The sequence below is a fragment of the Streptomyces sp. NPDC002306 genome (assembly GCF_053593435.1).
In genome coordinates, this window is sequence record NZ_JBSFCK010000003.1 from 553,122 (window position 1) to 570,667 (window position 17,546).

The window sequence follows — 17,546 nt, forward strand, 5'->3', positions numbered from 1 at the left end:
GTGAGGTGCAGTGCCATCCTACGTGAACACCACGTGCGGATGCCACCGTATTCCGCCCGCTACGCGCCCCGCTGCTTGCGCTTGGCGGACGCGATCGCGCGGTCCGACTCCCGGCGGTCCTGCTGCTCACGCAGCGTCTGCCGCTTGTCGTACTCCTTCTTGCCGCGCGCGAGGGCGATCTCGGCCTTGGCCCGGCCGTCCTTGAAGTACAGCGCGAGGGGCACGATCGTGTGGCCCGTCTCCTGCGACTTCGACTCCAGCTTGTCGATCTCCTCGCGGTGCAGCAGCAGCTTCCGCTTGCGGCGCACGGAGTGGTTGGTCCACGTCCCCTGGCTGTACTCGGGGATGTGGGCGTTGTGCAGCCACGCCTCGTGCCCGTCGATCTGCACGAAGCCGTCGACGAGCGAGGCCCGCCCCTGACGCAGCGACTTCACCTCGGTGCCGGACAGGACGATGCCGGCCTCGTAGGTGTCGATGATCGCGTAGTCGTGGCGCGCCTTCTTGTTCTGCGCGACGATCTTGCGCTTGCCGCCCTTCTCGCCGTCCCTGGACTTGGCGGCCGTCCCCTGCTGCTTCTGCTGGGACTCTTTCGGTACGTACATTCCCTTGGACATAGTGCTGACATTTTCGCACCACACAGGGGTGTGAGGGAAAGTCGATTCCGACCGGCTCAGGAGGTGTCGCCCAGGCCGCTCAGCACGGTCACCGCCCGCGCCAGCGCCGCGTCGTCCGCCTCCAGGTCGGGGGTGATCCCCGCCCCGTCGACGCCACGGCCCGACGGGGTCCGGTAGTGCCCGACGGTCAGCTCCGCGACGGAGCCGTCGGGCAGCCTGCTCGGCATCTGGACCGAGCCCTTGCCGAAGGTCCTGCTCCCCACCACGACCGCCCGGCCCCGGTCCTTGAGCGCCCCGGTGAGCAGTTCGGCCGCGCTCATCGTGCCGCCGTCGACGAGCGTGACCAGAGGTCTGGAGGTGTCCCCGCCGGGATCGGCGTGCAGGACGCGCTGGGCGCCGTCCACGTCGTACGTGGCGACCAGGCCGCCGTCGAGGAAGGCGGACGCGGCGGTGACGGCCTCGCCGACCAGCCCGCCGGAGTTGCCGCGCAGGTCGAGGATGATCCCGGCGCCGGCCGGGGCCTGCCGTACGGCGGTGCGCACGTCGTCGCCGACCCCCTTGGTGAACGCGGCGACCCGGATGACGGTGACCCCGCCGGCGAGTTTCTGCACGGTCACGGAGTCGGTGGACAGCGTCGCCCGGCGCAGGGTCCGGGTCCACGCGTGCGTGCCGCGCTCCAGACCGAGGGTGACCGCCGTGCCGGCGGCCGCCTCGGTGGCGTCCCCGCGCAGTAAGGAGACGACCTCGGTGACGGGCCGCCCGTCGACCTTCGCGCCGTCGACGCTGCGCAGCCGGTCCCCCTCGCGGATCCCGGCGGTGGCCGCGGGCGATCCGGAGGCCACCTTGGTCACCTCGATACGGCCGTCCCGCTCGCGCCGCGCCCACAGGCCGACGCCGGTGTACTGGCCGTCGAGGGCCGCCTCGAACTCCTCGTACTCCCCTTGCGAGTAGACCGCGGCCCAACGGTCCCCGCTGCGGCTGACCGCGCGCTCTGCGGCCTCCATGGGGGACTTGCCGTCGGCCATCGCCTCGGCGGCCGCCCTGGCGACGTCCTCGTGGTGGCCGGCGGGCTCGGCCCGGTCGGCCGAACGGGACGGACCGGAGCCGTCCTTGGCGTCGGGGTCGGGGAAGGAGCCCGTGGCCGCACCGGCGGCGAGGATGCTCGCGAACACCAATGTCAGGGCGGCCCCGCGGCGGATGCGGCGGGGCTGACAGAACCGGTCACTACCTGACATGGCGGTGAGTCTAGGACAACGCGAAGGGCCGTACGGACGGTTGCCCGTACGGCCCTTTTGGCGTGCGTCACACCTTCAGGTACTTGCGCAGCGCGAAGAACGCGGCCAGCGCGGGCATCAGCAGGCTCGTCGCGAGGATGAGCGGCAGCTTGGTCAGCACCGCGTCCCAGCCGATGAAGTTGATCAGATTCAGCTTGTGGGACAGGTCCAGACCGTGATCGATGATGAAGTAGCGGGCGACCACCAGGAATGCGCAGGCGACTCCGCCGCCGATGAGTCCGGCGACCGCGGCCTCCATGATGAACGGCGCCTGGATGTAGAAGCCGGAGGCGCCGACGAGCCGCATGATCCCCGTCTCACGCCGTCGGCTGAACGCCGAGACGCGCACGGTGTTGACGATCAGCATCAGCGCGACGACGAGCATCAGCGCCATCACCGCCCGCGCGGCCCAGTTCATGCCGTTGAGCAGGCCGAACAGGTTGTCCAGGATGCCCTTCTGGTCCTGCACGGACTGCACGCCGTCCCGGCCGTCGAAGGCGGTCGCGATGACCTTGTACTTCTCCGGGTCCTTCAGCTTGATCCGGTACGACTCCTGCATCTGGTCCGGCGTGAGGGAGCTGGCCAGCGGGGAGTCGCCGAACTGCTCCTTGTAGTGCTTGTACGCCTCGTCCTGGGACTCGTAGGTGACCTTCTGGACGACCGAGGTCATCTTGTCCAGGTCGGCGAGAACCTGCTTCTTCTGGTCCGAGGTGATAGCACCCTTGGCGCAGTTGGGGTCGGACTCGGCGTCGCTCTTGTTGCAGAGGAAGACCGAGACGTTGACCTTGTCGTACCAATAGCCCTTCATGGTGGTCACCTGGTCGCTCATGAGGAGCGACCCGCCGAACAGGGCGAGTGACAGGGCGACGGAGACGATCACCGCGAAGGTCATCGTCAGATTGCGGCGGAGACCGACACCGATCTCCGACAGAACGAACTGGGCGCGCATGGCGTCTGGTTGTGCCTTTCGGTGGACGGTGCGGTCAGTGCTGGTAGCCGTAGACGCCGCGTGCCTGGTCGCGGACGAGGCGGCCCTTCTCCAGCTCGATGACGCGCTTGCGCATCTGGTCCACGATGTTCTGGTCGTGCGTCGCCATCACGACGGTCGTCCCGGTTCTGTTGATCCGGTCGAGCAGTTTCATGATGCCGACCGAGGTCTGCGGGTCGAGGTTGCCGGTGGGCTCGTCGGCGATCAGCAGCTTGGGACGGTTCACGAAGGCGCGCGCGATGGCGACGCGCTGCTGCTCACCGCCGGACAGCTCGCCCGGCATGCGCTCCTCCTTGCCGCCGAGCCCGACCAGGTCGAGCACCTGCGGCACGGACTTGCGGATCTCGCCGCGGGACTTGCCGATGACCTCCTGCGCGAAGGCCACGTTCTCGGCGACCGTCTTGTTGGGCAGCAGCCGGAAGTCCTGGAACACCGTCCCCAGCTGGCGGCGCATCTGCGGCACCTTCCAGTTGGAAAGACGTGCGAGATCCTTGCCCAGGACGTGCACCTGGCCTTGGCTGCACCGCTCCTCGCGGAGGACCAGGCGCAGGAAAGTGGACTTTCCGGAGCCGGAGGATCCCACGAGGAACACGAACTCACCCTTCTCCACTTCGAGGGAGACATCCCTGAGCGCGGGGCGGGTCTGCTTGGGGTAGACCTTGGAGACGTTGTCGAATCGGATCACGGATGCACCACGGGTCGCCGGGGGTAGATGAGCGTGACCATACGCGACCCGGGTACGCAAGCGCAGGCGCCGACCAGGGATGCGCGTGGGTTGTGCGGTTTTGTACGGTGCTTTCCGGCCGGAAAACGGTGACTGCCCGGCGCGATGGCAGGGCAGGATAAGGCGGACCGCGCCGAAATCCACGGAACCTGGCAGAGTGGAAGTGGGAACGTTCCCGCTTCCCCGAGCGTTGTAGACGTGAAACCGGTGCAAGGAGGGCGAGCGCATGACGTACGACCGGCTGGTGTGCGCGAACTGCGCGGCGCCCGTGAACGAGGGCCGATGCCCCGTCTGCCGCGCCAACCGTGAGCGGCTGCAGCAGGAGAACTTCATCACAGGCCTCAACCCGATGGCACTGATCGCTCTGCTGGCGGTGCTGATCGCGGCGGTGGCACTGCTCGCGCACCAGACCGCGTAGAGGCGCGGCGAACGCACGAAGAAGGGCCCGAGGCGATGGCTTCGCTCCGGGCCCTTTTCCCTGCGCGTGTGCGAGTACGTCACGTGCGCGAACGGCTACCGTCAGGCAGTCGCGCCGCCGCGGCCGCTCATGAGGCGCGGCAGCACCCGGAAGCCGACGCCGCCGGCGATCATCGTGGCGGCACCGAGCAGCAGGAACGTGGTCTGCGCGGCACCGGTCTCGGCCAGCTCGTCACCGCTGCCCTGGGCGGCGGTGTTGGACTCCGAGGTGTCGGTGAGGGCGGAGGAGCCCTCCTCCTGCGCGGAGTTGTCGTTGCCGCCGCCGTCGGGGTCGGCGTTGTTGCCGCCGGTGCCGCTGGAACCGCCGGTGGAGTCGGAGCCACCGGTGCCCGTACCGCCGTCGGTGGTGCCCGCGGAGGTACCCGTGGACGTGCCGGTCGAGGTACCGGTCGAGGTGCCCTCGGACGTACCCGTCGAGGTACCGGTGGACGTGCCCGTCGAAGTACCGGTCGAGGTGCCCTCGGACGTGCCCTCCGAGGTACCGGTGGACGTGCCCTCGGACGTACCCGTGGACGTGCCCTCGGACGTGCCGGTCGAGGTGCCCTCGGACGTGCCCTCCGAGGTACCGGTGGACGTGCCCTCGGACGTACCCGTCGAGGTGCCCTCCGAGGTACCCGCAGAGGTGCCCGTGGACGTGCCCTCGGTCACACCGACCGAGGCACCCTCGGTGGTGCCTTCCGAGGTGCCGCCCGAGTCGTCGCCGTCGACGGTCACGGACACACCGATGTCGAGCGCCGAGGCGGCGCCCGCCGCCGTCAGCGAGGCACCGGCGGCGATCACGGCGCCGGCGGCTATCCGCGCGACGCGGATGCGCGTCTTCTTGGTCATCTGTTTGCTACCCCCAGTAGCCGATCGTCAGTGAGGGCCGCGTCCGGGGCGGTGATCGACGGGGGCAGCTGTGCGACTGTGCGGCGCCCCCGGTTCACATGCGCCCCATGGATACGCATGCCGCGCTTTACCCTTCCCACTTTTCAAAGCAACGTCAAGGCCGTTGCGTACGCGATGTCCGGCTACGGGGCCTTTGCCTGACCGCGAAGGTGTGAGTGTGACGTAAAGCCCAGACTTCCGGGGACGAGAAAGGCAACTGCCGCCACTCGGGCGGCAGTTGCCTTGTCGACAAGTCTCCTCGTCGGCTACTTCTCCTGCTGCTTGCGCCAGCGAATCCCGGCCTCCAGGAAGCCGTCGATCTCACCGTTGAACACGGCCTCGGGGTTGCCGACTTCGTGCTCGGTGCGCAGGTCCTTGACCATCTGGTACGGGTGCAGGACGTACGAACGCATCTGGTTGCCCCAGGAACTGCCGCCGTCCTTGAGGGCGTCCATCCTGGCCCGCTCCTCCTGGCGCTTTCGCTCCAGCAGCTTCGCCTGGAGGACGTTCATGGCGGTCGCCTTGTTCTGGATCTGCGACCGCTCGTTCTGGCAGGAGACGACGATGCCGGTGGGGAGGTGCGTCAGCCGGACCGCGGAGTCGGTCGTGTTGACGCCCTGGCCGCCGGGGCCGGAGGACCGGTACACGTCCACCCGCAGCTCGGACTCGTCGATCTCGATGTGGTCGGTCTGCTCGACGACGGGCAGGATCTCCACGCCCGCGAAGGAGGTCTGCCGCCGCCCCTGGTTGTCGAAGGGGGAGATACGGACGAGACGGTGCGTGCCCTGCTCGACCGAGAGGGTGCCGTAGGCGTACGGCACCTGCACGGCGAAGGTGGTCGACTTGATGCCGGCCTCCTCGGCGTACGAGGTCTCGTAGATCTCGGTCTTGTAGCCCTTCTGCTCCGCCCACCGCAGGTACATCCGCTGGAGCTTCTCGGCGAAGTCGGCGGCGTCGACGCCACCGGCCTCGGCGCGGATGTTGACGAGCGCCTCGCGGGAGTCGTACTCGCCGGAGAGAAGCGTGCGGACCTCCATCTCGTCCAGCGCCTTCTTGACCGCGGCGAGCTCGGACTCGGCCTCGGAGCGGGTGTCCGGGTCGTCCTCCTCCTCGGCCATCTCGAACAGCACGGAGAGATCGTCGATCCGCCCACGCAGCGCCTCCGCCTTCCTGACCTCGGCCTGGAGGTGGGAGAGCTTGCTGGTGATCTTCTGCGCCTCGTCCGGGTTGTCCCACAGCGACGGGGCGGCCGCCTGCTCCTCGAGCACGGCGACGTCTGCCCTCAGCTTGTCGAGGTCCAGAACGGCCTCGATCGACTCCATGGTCGAGGAGAGGGACTTGAGCTCTTCGGATACATCGACGACTGCCACGCATCCAGCGTAACGGCTCCGCCAAGCGGCGAGCGCCGGGGCGACGGAGGCCGGTGCCAGGTCACGGGGCCGACGGTGCCGAGTGCTTCGTGTCCTGCGGTGTCGCCCCCGCGTCGTCCCCCGCCGTCGCCCACCACGTCCCGGCGCCCACCGCGGCCAGCAGCAGCACCGCGGCCACTCCCAGCGTCACCCGGCGCCGCCGCGCCGACGCCCGGTGCCGCGCGGACCCGGGCCGAGGCGCTCCCGCGGCCCGCGGTGCCCGCGCGGTGCCCCGCGCCCCGCCGGCCAGCTCGTCGGGACCGGGCACCCGCATCGACGTGTGCGTGTCCCGGTTGGAGTCCGGCTTGGCACCCGGCACCAGCGGTACGGCGCCCCGCCGCACCCCCCGGTCCCGGACGGGCGCGGCGGGCTCCTCCGCCTCGTCCGCCATGTCCTCCCCGGGCTCCACGTCCGGCTCGTCCACGTCCAGCGGCGGCATCCCGGCCAGCGTCGGCAGCTGCTCCCGCAGCCGCGCCGCCAGCTCCGAGGCCCGCAGCCGCGACGCCGGCGCCTTCGCGAGGCACTGCACCATCAGCTGCCACAGCTCGTCGGGGATGCCCGGCAGCGGCACCACGGTCTCCGTCACGTGCCGCCGCAGCACGGCGCCCGGATGCCCGCCACCGAAGGGCGTGAAGCCGGCGAGCAGCTCGTACAGCACGGTCGCGAGCGCGTAGATGTCCACCGCGGCCCGCGGCGGCAGCCCCTCCACGATCTCCGGCGCCAGGTAGTCCGGCGTTCCGATGATCTTCGTGGCGCGGGTCCGCTTGGGCGAGTCGATCAGCTTCGCGACCCCGAAGTCCGTCAGCAGCGCCGGGTGGGCGCCGCCCGGACCGAGCGGGCCCTGCATGTCCAGCAGGACGTTCTCCGGCTTGACGTCCCGGTGCACGACCCCGGCCGCGTGCGCCGCCGCCAGGCCTTCCGCGATGTCCGCCACGATCGCCACCGCCGCCTCGGGCGCGAGCCGTCGCTCGCGGTCCAGGCGGGTGCGCAGATCCGTACCGCGGACGAGATCCATGACCAGCGCCAGGTCGTTGCCGTCGACGACGAGATCCCGCACCGAGACCACGTGCGGGTGCTCGAGCCCCAGCAGCGCCGTGCGCTCCTGTACGAAGCGGCCCACGAGCTCCTCGTCGGACGCGAGGTCCTCGCGCAGCAGCTTGATGGCGACGGGCCCCTCGGGCCCCTCACCCAGCCACACCGTGCCGGCGCTGCCGCGCCCCAGGATCTGGTGGGCGGCGTACCGGCTGCCGATCTTCCGTGCCAAGGCTGCTCCTACGGACGCGTGTTGTCGCCAAAACTACGCGTCCGGAGAGCCAACCTTCACCGCCGGGGCGGAAATCACCCACCGGATGTCGACAAGTCACCAAGCTGGCGATCAGGTGGCGTCGGACACCGTCGTCGGGTCAGTTGTCGTCGCCGCTCGGTGTCCCGCCGCCGCCCAGGTCTCCGACCCAGTTCGACACCTGCTTGTACATGTCGGTGATCTCCCCCCAGAAGCTCTTGCTCGTGCCGATCCAGCCCTGCAACGGGCTCAGTTCCCAGATCAGCCACGCGGCGACGAACAGGATGACGATCGTGAACAGGCAGCCCTTCAGACAGCCCAGACCCGGGATCTTCATCGGGTTGGCGCCGCGCTGCCGGGGTTCCCTGGGCTCCCGCGAAGGCCGCTGCGGCTGCTGGGGCGGCGCGTACGGCTGTTGCTGCCGCTGCCTCGGCTGCTGCTGGGGCTGCTGTTGCGGGTAGCCGTACCCCTGCTGATAGCCCTGCCCCTGCTGACCCTGCTGATACCCCTGCTGGCCCTGATAGCCCTGCTGGCCGCGCTGCTGGGGCCGCTGCTGCTGCGCGGGCCGCTGGGCGGGCTGCTGCTGTTGCGGCCGGGGGGCGACCTGCCGTTGCGGGCGGCGGCGCAGCGGGTCCTCGCCGGGGTCGAGGTACTGGATCTGCGTCTGTTCGTTGCGGTCCCGGGCGGCCCGCAGCTGGGACTGCCACGGGTGCGGCTCCGCCGGGTTGCCCGGCTGCTGGTTCTGCGGCACCGGGGGCATGACGGCGGTGGGGTCGGCCGCGCCGGCCGGTCCCCCGGTGTGCGGCAGGACGCTGGTCGCCGCGTTCGGGTCGTACGCCCCGTGCGCCTGGCCCGTGGGCAGCACCTGGGTCGGGTCGGCGGACCCGGGGACCGCGGCGGGCCGGGGATCGGGCGCCAGCAGGACGCCGACGGCGTCCGCGGCGGCGATCTGCGCGGAGTTCGCGTGCACGCCGATGCCCTCGGCGACGACGCGCAGAGCGCGCGCGAGGCTCTCGGCGCTGGGCCGGTCGTCCGGGTTCTTGCGCAGGCAGCGCTCTATGACCGTCCAGAGCGGGTCCGGAACCGTGGAGGGCCGGCGGGGCTCGGCGCTCAGGTGCTGGTGCAGCACCTCGAGCGCGGAACCGCCGGAGAACGGCGGACGCCCGGTGACCAGCTCGTACAGCAGGATTCCGGCGCCGTAGACATCGACGGCGGACGTCTGCGGACGGCCCTCGGCGGACTCGGGGGCGACGTACGCGGGCGTGCCGACGAACTCGTGGGTGCGGGTGAGACCGGGCGAGTCGGCGAGGCGCGCGATACCGAAGTCGGTCAGCATCGGGTGCATCTGGCCGCCGTGCTGCTGGAGCAGGACGTTCGCCGGCTTCAGGTCGCGGTGCACTACGCCGTCGGAGTGACTGGCGGCGAGCGCGTCGGCGATCTGCGCGGTGAGCAGGGACGCGGCGACGGGCGTGAAGGGGCCGTTCTCGCGCAGGTAGCGATGCAGGTCGGGGCCGTCGACGAGGTCCATGACCAGCGCCAGCAGATCGCCCTCGACGACCAGGTCACGGACCCGGACGATGTTCGGATGGGTCAGCCGGAGCAGGACGGACCGCTCCCGCAGGAACCGCATCACGACATCGGAGTCGTTCGCCAGCTCCTCCTTGAGGACCTTGATGGCGACGGTCTCGCCGGGCTGGCCGGCCACAGCCGCCTCGGCACCCGCGGTCTCACGCTGGCGGGCTCGCCAGACGGTGCCCGTGGCGCCGCGTCCGAGCGGCTCCTCGAGCAGGTACTTGCTGCCTACCGGCCGCACGTCATGCGCTCCCTGCTGCTTGCTTGCCTTGTGTCCGACCCACTGTCCGGTGTTCCGCCCCAACTGTAGTGCCGCCTTGCCCGGCACCGGGTGCTCGTCATTCTGTGGGACTTACGTACCCGCTCCCGTACATGTTCGAAGGAAAGACGCCCGCCCGGGTTCCCGTGGTTGCCGAAAGCGGACGTGACCGATCTCAAGCTGTCATCCGCGCGGTCCCGGTCAGGCACTTTTACGGGCAGAGCCGACCAATCAAGATCACTTACCGGTGGGCGGCGGGCGTGTTGTCGGTGGCAGGTGCGAGGATGCCTCCAGTTACTGGCCGACGTGCTCGTGCGGTGGGGGAAGTCCGCGGTGGGGGACCGCGGCGCGCCTTCGTCCCCGCCCGGCGGGCGCCCGCGCAGAAGGGACCGCTGACGGCGATGCAGATCCGGCTGACCGTCGTAGACCCGCTGGGTCCGCCCTCCGATTCGCGCGGTCGCGCCACGACCCGCGACGTGCTGGTCACAGCGCCGGCGGGGACGGCCCTGGCGGCGGTGGCGTCGGCGCTGGCGTCGGCGGTCTCCGGCGACGCGGGCGCCTCCCCGCACGAGCGCGGCCGGGAGCCCGGAAGCGGTCCCGTGGTGTTGTACGCCGGTGCGGAGCGGCTGGACTCGCAACGCTGCACGCTGGGCGAACCCCCGCTGATCGACGGTGCCGTGCTGTCCCTGGCCGCGCCCGCCGAGCCCGAGCCGCACCCCGAACTCGACGACGCCCCCGCCCAACTGCACGTGGTGGCGGGCCCGGACGCGGGCGGGGTCCACCTGCTGCACGGCGGCCCGGTGAACATCGGCCGCTCCGCCGACGCCGACGTCCCGCTCGACGACCCCGACGTCTCCCGGCTGCACTGCGCGGTCACCCTCGACCCCGACGGCCGCGTCTCGGTCACCGACCTCGACTCCACCAACGGCACCGTCCTGGACGGCACCCGGGTGCACACCCGCCCGGTGCGGTTCGCGCCGGGCGCGCTGCTGCGCATCGGCGAGTCGGCCCTGCGGCTCGCGCCGGCCGGCGGCCCCGGAGCGAGGGTGGCGACGACACCCGACGGTGAGGGTCATGTGCGGGTGTCGTGCGGGACCGGGAGCGGCTTCGCCGCCGCGGGCACCGCCGACCGGGCCGGCACGGACGCTTCCGCCCCGTCCGGCGCGTCCTCCCCGTCCGGAGCGTCCTCCCCGTCCGGAGCGCCTTCCTCGTCCGGAGCGTCCTCCCCGTCCTCCACGTCCGCCGCTTCCTCCGCCACGCGCGCGGGGGCGGAGGCGAAGGAGGACGGCGCGGACCGGGCAAACGGTCCTGACCGCCCCGACGGGAGCACCGGTCACACCTACGGCTCGGTGAGCTGGGGCGCCTCCGGAGCCGCTCCGGGCGCCCGCGACCACGGCCCGGTAGGACCCCCCGCCGTGCCGCTCCAGGGCGGCCCCCCGCACATCGAGAGCCGCTCCGCCGCCCGGAAGCCGGCGCGGGGCGCGGACGGCGACACTCACGCCGGACGGTCCGGGGCCGTCGGACCCGGCGGGACGGCGGAGCCGGGGCCCGCGCACCCGGCCGCGGCGCCCGCCCCGCACCCCGGCGACGAACCACAGGGCGCGCGCAGGCGCGCCGGCGGGCTCACCGCCTGGGCCCGACGCCTGACGTCCGGCCGCGGCACACCGGACACGACGGGTGACGAGGCCGGCGACGGAACGCCGGAGGGCGGGGCCGCGCAGCCGTCGGCCCGGCCGTCCCGGGCGCCGGAGACCTGGCCGGACCCGGCCGCCCTGCTGCTGACGGCGCTGGGCCCCGGCCCCCGGCTGTGGGAGCGCGGCCCGGGGCACCCGGAGACGCTCACCGTGCGGCTGGGCACCACCGAGCGGTCCGCGCCGGACGGCTCGGGGCCGCTCCCCACCGTGCCGGTGACCGCGGACCTGCGCGAGGCCGGGGCGCTGGGGCTCGCGGGACCGCGCCCCCGGCTGTCCGGGCTGGCGCGCGCGGTCGTGGCGCAGCTCACCGCGCTGCACTCGCCGGACACCCTGGAGGTCGTGCTGGTCAGCACGGACCGCTCCCGCTCCGTGGAGGAGCGCACCGCGGAGTGGTCCTGGCTCGGCTGGCTGCCCCATGTCCGGCCGGGACACGGCCAGGACTGCCGTCTCCTGCTCGCCTACGACCGTGAACAGGCCGCGGCCCGCACGGACGAACTCCTGCGCCGGCTGGAGGACCACGCGGGCGGGCCGGCCGGCCCGGTCCGACCCGAGGCACCGCACGACCGCCCGCCCGTCCCCTCCTCCGGTTCCTCCGGCTCTCCTTCCGACCTCTCCGTCCCCGCTCCCCGACGGCCCTCCTGGGCCCGGGACGACCACCCGGCGGACCCGGCCGGCGGCTTCCCCGGGCCGTACACCGTGGTCGTCGTGGACGGCGACCCCGGAGGCGCGGACCTGCGCGAGGCGGTGGCGCGGCTGACGGTCGAAGGGCCCCGGGCCGGGATACACGTGGTGTGCCTGGCCGAGACGGCCCCGGCCTCGCCCGCCTCCCCGGTGACGCAGACGTACGACGCGGCCTGCGCGGTGGCGCCGGTGTTCCGGGAGTGCGGTGCCGTGGCACTGCTGAGCGGGGACGTGGCGACCGCGCTGCACCTGATGCGCGTCGGCCGTACCTCCGCGGACCCGCACCGCCACGGCCCCGTCGGGCACGGCACGGTCGCCGCCGTGGACGCCGTGTCGGCCGCCTGGGCCGAGCGGTTCGGGCGGGCGCTGGCGCCGCTGCGTCCGGACGGCGCTCCCGGCGGGCGGCACCCGCGCGTGTCGGTGCCGTTGCCGCCGGCGGCGCGGCTCCTGGACGAGCTGGGGCTGGCTCGCGCGACCCCGGCGTCCCTGATGGCGCGCTGGGCGGACGCCGCCGACGACCGGGAGGCGTTCGGCGGCCGGGCGTCGGCCGTGCTCGGGGCCGGGCCGCGCGGCGCGGTCGGCGTGGACCTGGTGGCCGAGGGCCCGCACCTGCTGATCGAGGGACCGGCGGGCAGCGGGCGTACGGAACTGCTGCGGGCCGTCGTCGCCTCGCTCGCCGCGGCCGAGCGCCCCGACCGGCTGGGCATCGTCCTCATGGACGGCCGGGACAGCACCGGCGGGACGGCGGGCGGTCACGGTGACGGCCTGCGGGTCTGTACGGACGTACCGCATGTGACCACCCATCTGACCGCCAACGACCCGGTGCGCATGCGGGAGTTCGCCCAGTCCCTGAGCGCCGAGTTGAAGCGCCGGGCGGAGTTGCTCGGCCGCTCGGACTTCGCCGCCTGGCACACGCACCGCGAGGTGTCGGGCCGGATCGTCGCCCAGCGCACGGCGTCGGCGCGGGGCACGTCCAGGACCGGCACCAGCGCCGGCACCGGGACCTCGGCCGGGTCCGACGGCGCGGGCGATCTCGACGCTCCGCCCAGCGCGACGATCCGGCTGCGACCGGGAGCGGCCCGTCAGCGGTCCGAGGCACCGCCGCTGCCCCGGCTGGTCGTGGTCGTGGACGACCTGGACGCGCTCGTCTCCCCCGCGCTGGGTTCGCCCGGGCGGCCCGCCGCGGGTTCCGTGATGCGGGCGCTGGAGGCGGTGGCCCGTGAGGGCGAGCGGCTCGGCGTCCACCTGGTGGCGGCCACCGGCCCCGGCGGGCGTACGGCGGAGACGGAACCGGCCCGCGGGGCCGCACTGCGGGTGACACTCGACGCGCCGGAGTCCGGCGCGGAGGAACCGGCGCCGGGACGTGGCCGACTCACCGGGGCGGACGGGCGCACGACCCCGTTCCAGGGCGGCCGGGTCACGGGCCGCATCCCGCGCACGGCGACCCTGCGTCCCACGGTGGTCCCCCTGGACTGGCAGCGCATGGGCGACCCGCCGGCCCGCCGCCCGGTCCGCGAACTGGGCAACGGGCCCACGGACCTGGCCCTGCTGGCCAGCGCACTGGAGCGCGCGGCGCGGGAGGTGTCGGCGGCGGAAGTGCCCTCCCTGCTGTGACCGGCTCCCCCGTCCGGACCCACAACACGTCGGCGCCCGCTCCCGGTTCTTGTCCCGCGTCCGCTCACCTGTCCGCGCGTCCTCGTGGGCGTTTTCGTGCCGCACATGCCCCCATACGCGTCCGCAGCGCGTCTTTCGCACGCAACTCCGGCCCGCAAAAGCCCCCATACGCCCCCGCGGCGCGGACCCGGCCCGGCGGCCGACCTCACTCACGATCACGACGCGGTCACGATCGCCCACTTGACACCGTACGCGCTCTTGCCGACCCCAGGGACCCGGCGTAGACCAGAGCGCACGGGGCAAGCGCTCGACGTTCGACGACGAACGAAGAACGGGGCAGTGATGCGGAGCACGAGCAGAGCACACCGGACAAGCAGGGCCGCGAGGACCGCGGCGGCCGTCGCCGCGGGAGCACTGGCGCTCTCGCTCACCGCCTGCGGCGGCAGCGACGACAAGAAGAGCGACGGCGGCGGCGAGAGCACCAAGGGCACGGCCGGGACGGTCACCCTCCCCCGGCTCGACGGCACCACCCTGGAGGTCGCCGCCGTCTGGACCGGTGCCGAACAGGCCAACTTCAAGAAGGTCCTGGCGGAGTTCGAGAAGCGCACGGGCGCCAAGGTCACCTTCGTGCCGGCCCAGGACCCGATCATCAACTTCCTCGGTTCGAAGATCGCGGGCGGCCAGCCGCCGGACGTGGCGATGCTGCCCCAGCCGGGCGCGATCAAGCAGGCCGTGGAGAAGAAGTGGGCCAAGCCCCTCGGCGCGGACGCGGTCAAGGAGCTCCAGAAGAACTACTCGCAGGGCTGGCAGGACATCGGCGCGGTCGACGGCAAGCCGTACGGCGTCTACTACAAGGCCGCCAACAAGTCCCTGATCTGGTACAACGCCAAGGTCTTCGAGAACGCGGGGGCGAGCGAGCCGAAGACGTGGCAGGAGCTGCTGGCCACCGCGCAGACGGTGTACGACTCCGGTGTCACCCCGTTCTCCGTCGGCGGCGCCGACGGCTGGACCCTCACGGACTGGTTCGAGAACGTCTATCTCTCCCAGGCGGGCCCGGAGAAGTACGACCAGCTGGCCCAGCACAAGATCAAGTGGACGGACCCCTCCGTGAAGGAGGCGCTGACCACCCTCGCCCAGGTCTGGGGCAAGAAGGACTTCGTGGCGGGCGGCGCGAGCGGCGCGTTGCAGACCGAGTTCCCGGCCTCCGTGACGCAGACCTTCACCGGCGGCGACCAGCCGAAGGCCGGCATGGTCTTCGAGGGCGACTTCGTGCAGGTCAACATCACCGAGACCAAGTCGAAGGTGGGCACGGACGCGAAGGTGTTCCCGTTCCCGTCGGTCAGTGACACCGCGCCCGTGGTCAGCGGCGGCGACGCGGCCGTCATCCTGAAGGACTCCAAGGGCGCGCAGGCGCTGGCCACCTTCCTGGCCTCGCCGGACGCGGCGACCGTGCAGGCGAAGCTCGGCGGTTACCTCTCCCCGAACAAGAACGTCGACCCGTCGGCGTACCCGAACGCGGTCCAGCAGAAGATGGCCAAGGCGCTGATCGCGGCCGGTGACGACTTCCGCTTCGACATGTCCGACCAGGCCCCGCAGGCCTTCGGCGGCACGCCCGGCAAGGGCGAGTGGAAGGATCTCCAGGACTTCCTGAAGAACCCGACGGACATCGCGGGCATCCAGGCGAAGCTGGAGAAGGACGCGGCGGCCGCGTACGGGAGCGGGAGCTGATCCGGCGATGACGTCGGCCACGGCGGCGGGGGTCCCCCCGACCCCTGCCGCGCCGAAGAGCCGCAAGAGCGTGACCGGCACCCGCAGAACCGTGGCAGCCCTGTTCCTGCTGCCCGCCCTGGTGCTGCTCGGCGCGCTCGTGGTCTACCCGATCGGGTACTCGGTCGTGCGCAGTTTCTACGACCAGTCGGGCGACGGCTTCGCCGGATTCGACAACTACCAGGCCCTGTTCACCGACGACGGCATCCGTACGGCACTGAAGAACAACATCATCTGGGTGGTGTTCGCCCCGACGGTCGCCACCGCGCTCGGTCTGATCTTCGCGGTGCTGACCGAACGGGTGCGCTGGGGAACGGCGTTCAAGCTGGTCGTCTTCATGCCGATGGCGATCTCGATGCTGGCGGCCGGCATCATCTTCCGGCTCGTCTACGACCAGGACCCGGACAAGGGTGTCGCCAACGCGGTGTGGGTCGGCGTGCACGACACGTTCGCCGAGTCGTCGGCGTTCCCCAAGGCGCACCCGGGCCGCGAGTCGCCGCTCGTCGCCGAGCAGGGCGGGTTCGTCACCAAGTCCCCGGTGCGCGCCGGGGACACGGTCACCCTGCCGCTCGTCGGTGTGGCCCCCGACCAGTTGCCCGACGGCGCCGCGCCGGCCGTGGCGCCGAAGCCCGACCCGGGGAGGATCACCGGCACCACCTGGCAGGACTTCACCCGCGGCAAGGGCGTCGGCACGCTCGGCGCCCCCGACGCGACCGAAGTGGGCTACTCCGGGATGCGGATCGAGGCGGTGAAGGACGGCAGGGTCGTGGCGTCGACGAAGGCCTCGGCCGACGGCACCTTCACGCTCCCGGCCGAGGCGGACGGCGCCCGGCTGCGGCTGCCGGCGAGCAACTTCAAGGAGCCGTACAACGGTCTGGACTGGCTCGGCCCGTCGCTGGTCACCCCGGCGATCATCGGCTCGTACATCTGGATGTGGGCGGGCTTCGCGATGGTGCTGATCGCGGCCGGGCTCGCGGGCATGCCCCGTGAACTCCTGGAGGCCGCCCGGGTCGACGGCGCCAACGAGTGGCAGGTGTTCCGCAGGGTCACCGTGCCCCTCCTCGCGCCGGTCCTCGCGGTCGTCGTCGTCACGCTGATGATCAACGTGCTGAAGGTCTTCGACCTGGTCTTCATCATCGCCCCGGGATCGTCCCAGGACGACGCGAACGTGCTCGCGCTGGAGCTGTACCGCAAGGGCTTCTCCGAGGACCAGCCGGGGATCGCCAGCGCGATCGCGGTGTTCCTGCTGCTGCTGGTGATTCCGGTGATGTGGTTCAACGTACGGCGGCTCAGGCGGGAGGTCAGGCGATGACGACGCAGGCCGGCACTGTCACCAAGGTGGCCCCCGTCGCGACCGTGAGGGCCCGGCGGTCGCTCGGCGCGCGGATCGTGGAGAAACTCGGCGGCGGCGCGGTTCGCGTGTTCCTGATCCTCGTCGGCCTGTTCTGGCTGGTCCCGACGATCGGTCTGCTCATCTCGTCGTTGCGCACTCCCGAGAGCATGAACGCGAGCGGCTGGTGGAAGGTCTTCAGCGAGCCCTCGCAACTCACCCTGGACAGCTACCAGAAGCTGCTGGAGAACGGCGACATCACCGCGTCGCTGATGAACACGGTCCTGATCACGGTCCCGGCGACGCTCCTGGTCGTGGTCATCGGCTCGCTCGCGGGCTACGCGTTCGCGTGGATGGAGTTCCCGGGCCGCGACTGGTGGTTCCTGGGCGTGGTCGGCCTGCTGGTCGTGCCGGTGCAGGTGGCGCTGATCCCGATCGCCGAACTCTTCGGCAAGATAGGCCTGTTCGGCACGGTGCTCGGAGTCGTGCTGTTCCACACCGGCTTCGGTCTGCCGTTCGCGGTGTTCCTGCTGCGGAACTTCTTCGCGGAGATCCCCCGCGAACTGCTGGAGGCGGCCCGTCTCGACGGAGCCGGCGAGCTGCGGCTGTTCGCCCGTGTCGTGATGCCGCTGGGCGGGCCCGCGATCGCGAGCCTGGGCATCTTCCAGTTCCTGTGGGTGTGGAACGACATGCTGGTGGCGCTGGTGTTCACCAAGTCCGGCACCCAGCCGATCACGGTCGCGCTCCAGACGCAGGTACGCCAGTTCGGCAACAACATCGACGTGCTGGCACCGGGCGCGTTCATCTCCATGGTGATCCCGCTGGCCGTGTTCTTCGCGTTCCAGCGGCAGTTCGTCTCCGGCGTGATGGCGGGCGCGGTGAAGTAACGCACGGCGGAACCCACTTGAGAGGGCGGTCCGACACCGGGCCGCCCTCTCCCGTTCACCGCACATCCCCCGTATGCCGTACGCCCCGTAACCAAGTCACTCCATCG

13 protein-coding genes are annotated in these 17,546 nt (G+C 71.8%); 5 read left to right on the forward strand and 8 right to left on the reverse strand.

Annotated elements, in window-relative coordinates; all coding sequences use genetic code 11:
• Positions 1-59 precede the first annotated feature (59 nt).
• From smpB to ftsE, 4 genes are all read right to left on the reverse strand, one after another.
• A complete protein-coding gene (smpB, locus tag ACWCQK_RS10075) occupies positions 60-602 on the reverse strand; it encodes an SsrA-binding protein SmpB (RefSeq protein ID WP_451153827.1) in 543 nt (180 codons plus the stop codon).
• Positions 603-670: 68 nt separating this feature from the next.
• The gene (locus tag ACWCQK_RS10080; RefSeq protein ID WP_451153829.1) at positions 671-1,849 is read right to left on the reverse strand and encodes a S41 family peptidase; all 1,179 of its coding nucleotides are present in this window, start codon (positions 1,847-1,849) and stop codon (positions 671-673) included.
• Between the two features lie 67 nt (positions 1,850-1,916).
• Positions 1,917-2,837, reverse strand: coding sequence for a permease-like cell division protein FtsX (gene ftsX, locus ACWCQK_RS10085; RefSeq protein WP_451153831.1), 921 nt, complete (start codon positions 2,835-2,837; stop codon positions 1,917-1,919).
• Positions 2,838-2,871: 34 nt separating this feature from the next.
• Positions 2,872-3,561 carry a cell division ATP-binding protein FtsE gene (gene ftsE / locus ACWCQK_RS10090; protein ID WP_451153833.1) on the reverse strand — a complete coding sequence of 230 codons (690 nt, stop codon included), beginning with the start codon at positions 3,559-3,561 and terminating at the stop codon, positions 2,872-2,874.
• Positions 3,562-3,826: 265 nt separating this feature from the next.
• On the opposite strand from ftsE, the gene ACWCQK_RS10095 reads away from it, so the two are divergent.
• A complete protein-coding gene (locus tag ACWCQK_RS10095; RefSeq protein ID WP_451153835.1) occupies positions 3,827-4,018 on the forward strand; it encodes a hypothetical protein in 192 nt (63 codons plus the stop codon).
• Between the two features lie 101 nt (positions 4,019-4,119).
• On the opposite strand, the gene ACWCQK_RS10100 is transcribed toward ACWCQK_RS10095, so the two are convergent.
• The 4 genes from ACWCQK_RS10100 to ACWCQK_RS10115 form a co-directional block, all read right to left on the reverse strand.
• Positions 4,120-4,905, reverse strand: coding sequence for a hypothetical protein (locus ACWCQK_RS10100; protein WP_451153837.1), 786 nt, complete (start codon positions 4,903-4,905; stop codon positions 4,120-4,122).
• 305 nt (positions 4,906-5,210) lie between these two features.
• Entirely contained in the window at positions 5,211-6,314 is a 1,104-nt protein-coding gene (prfB, locus tag ACWCQK_RS10105; RefSeq protein WP_451153839.1) for a peptide chain release factor 2, read from the reverse strand.
• A gap of 61 nt (positions 6,315-6,375) precedes the next feature.
• Positions 6,376-7,617: a serine/threonine-protein kinase gene (locus tag ACWCQK_RS10110; RefSeq protein ID WP_451153841.1), complete on the reverse strand. Its 1,242-nt coding sequence runs from the start codon at positions 7,615-7,617 to the stop codon at positions 6,376-6,378.
• A 139-nt stretch (positions 7,618-7,756) separates the two neighbouring features.
• Positions 7,757-9,448, reverse strand: coding sequence for a protein kinase domain-containing protein (locus ACWCQK_RS10115; RefSeq protein ID WP_451153843.1), 1,692 nt, complete (start codon positions 9,446-9,448; stop codon positions 7,757-7,759).
• Positions 9,449-9,867: 419 nt separating this feature from the next.
• Between ACWCQK_RS10115 and ACWCQK_RS10120 the strand changes: the two genes are divergently transcribed.
• The 4 genes from ACWCQK_RS10120 (at position 9,868) to ACWCQK_RS10135 (ending at position 17,439) form a co-directional block, all read left to right on the forward strand.
• Entirely contained in the window at positions 9,868-13,455 is a 3,588-nt protein-coding gene (locus tag ACWCQK_RS10120; RefSeq protein ID WP_451153948.1) for an FHA domain-containing protein, read from the forward strand.
• Between the two features lie 342 nt (positions 13,456-13,797).
• A complete protein-coding gene (locus tag ACWCQK_RS10125) occupies positions 13,798-15,183 on the forward strand; it encodes an ABC transporter substrate-binding protein (protein WP_451153845.1) in 1,386 nt (461 codons plus the stop codon).
• Positions 15,184-15,190: 7 nt separating this feature from the next.
• A complete protein-coding gene (locus tag ACWCQK_RS10130) occupies positions 15,191-16,534 on the forward strand; it encodes a carbohydrate ABC transporter permease (RefSeq protein WP_451153847.1) in 1,344 nt (447 codons plus the stop codon).
• A complete protein-coding gene (locus ACWCQK_RS10135; RefSeq protein WP_451153849.1) occupies positions 16,531-17,439 on the forward strand; it encodes a carbohydrate ABC transporter permease in 909 nt (302 codons plus the stop codon). Before ACWCQK_RS10130 ends, ACWCQK_RS10135 begins: the two co-directional genes overlap by 4 nt.
• The last annotated feature ends 107 nt before the right edge of the window (positions 17,440-17,546 follow it).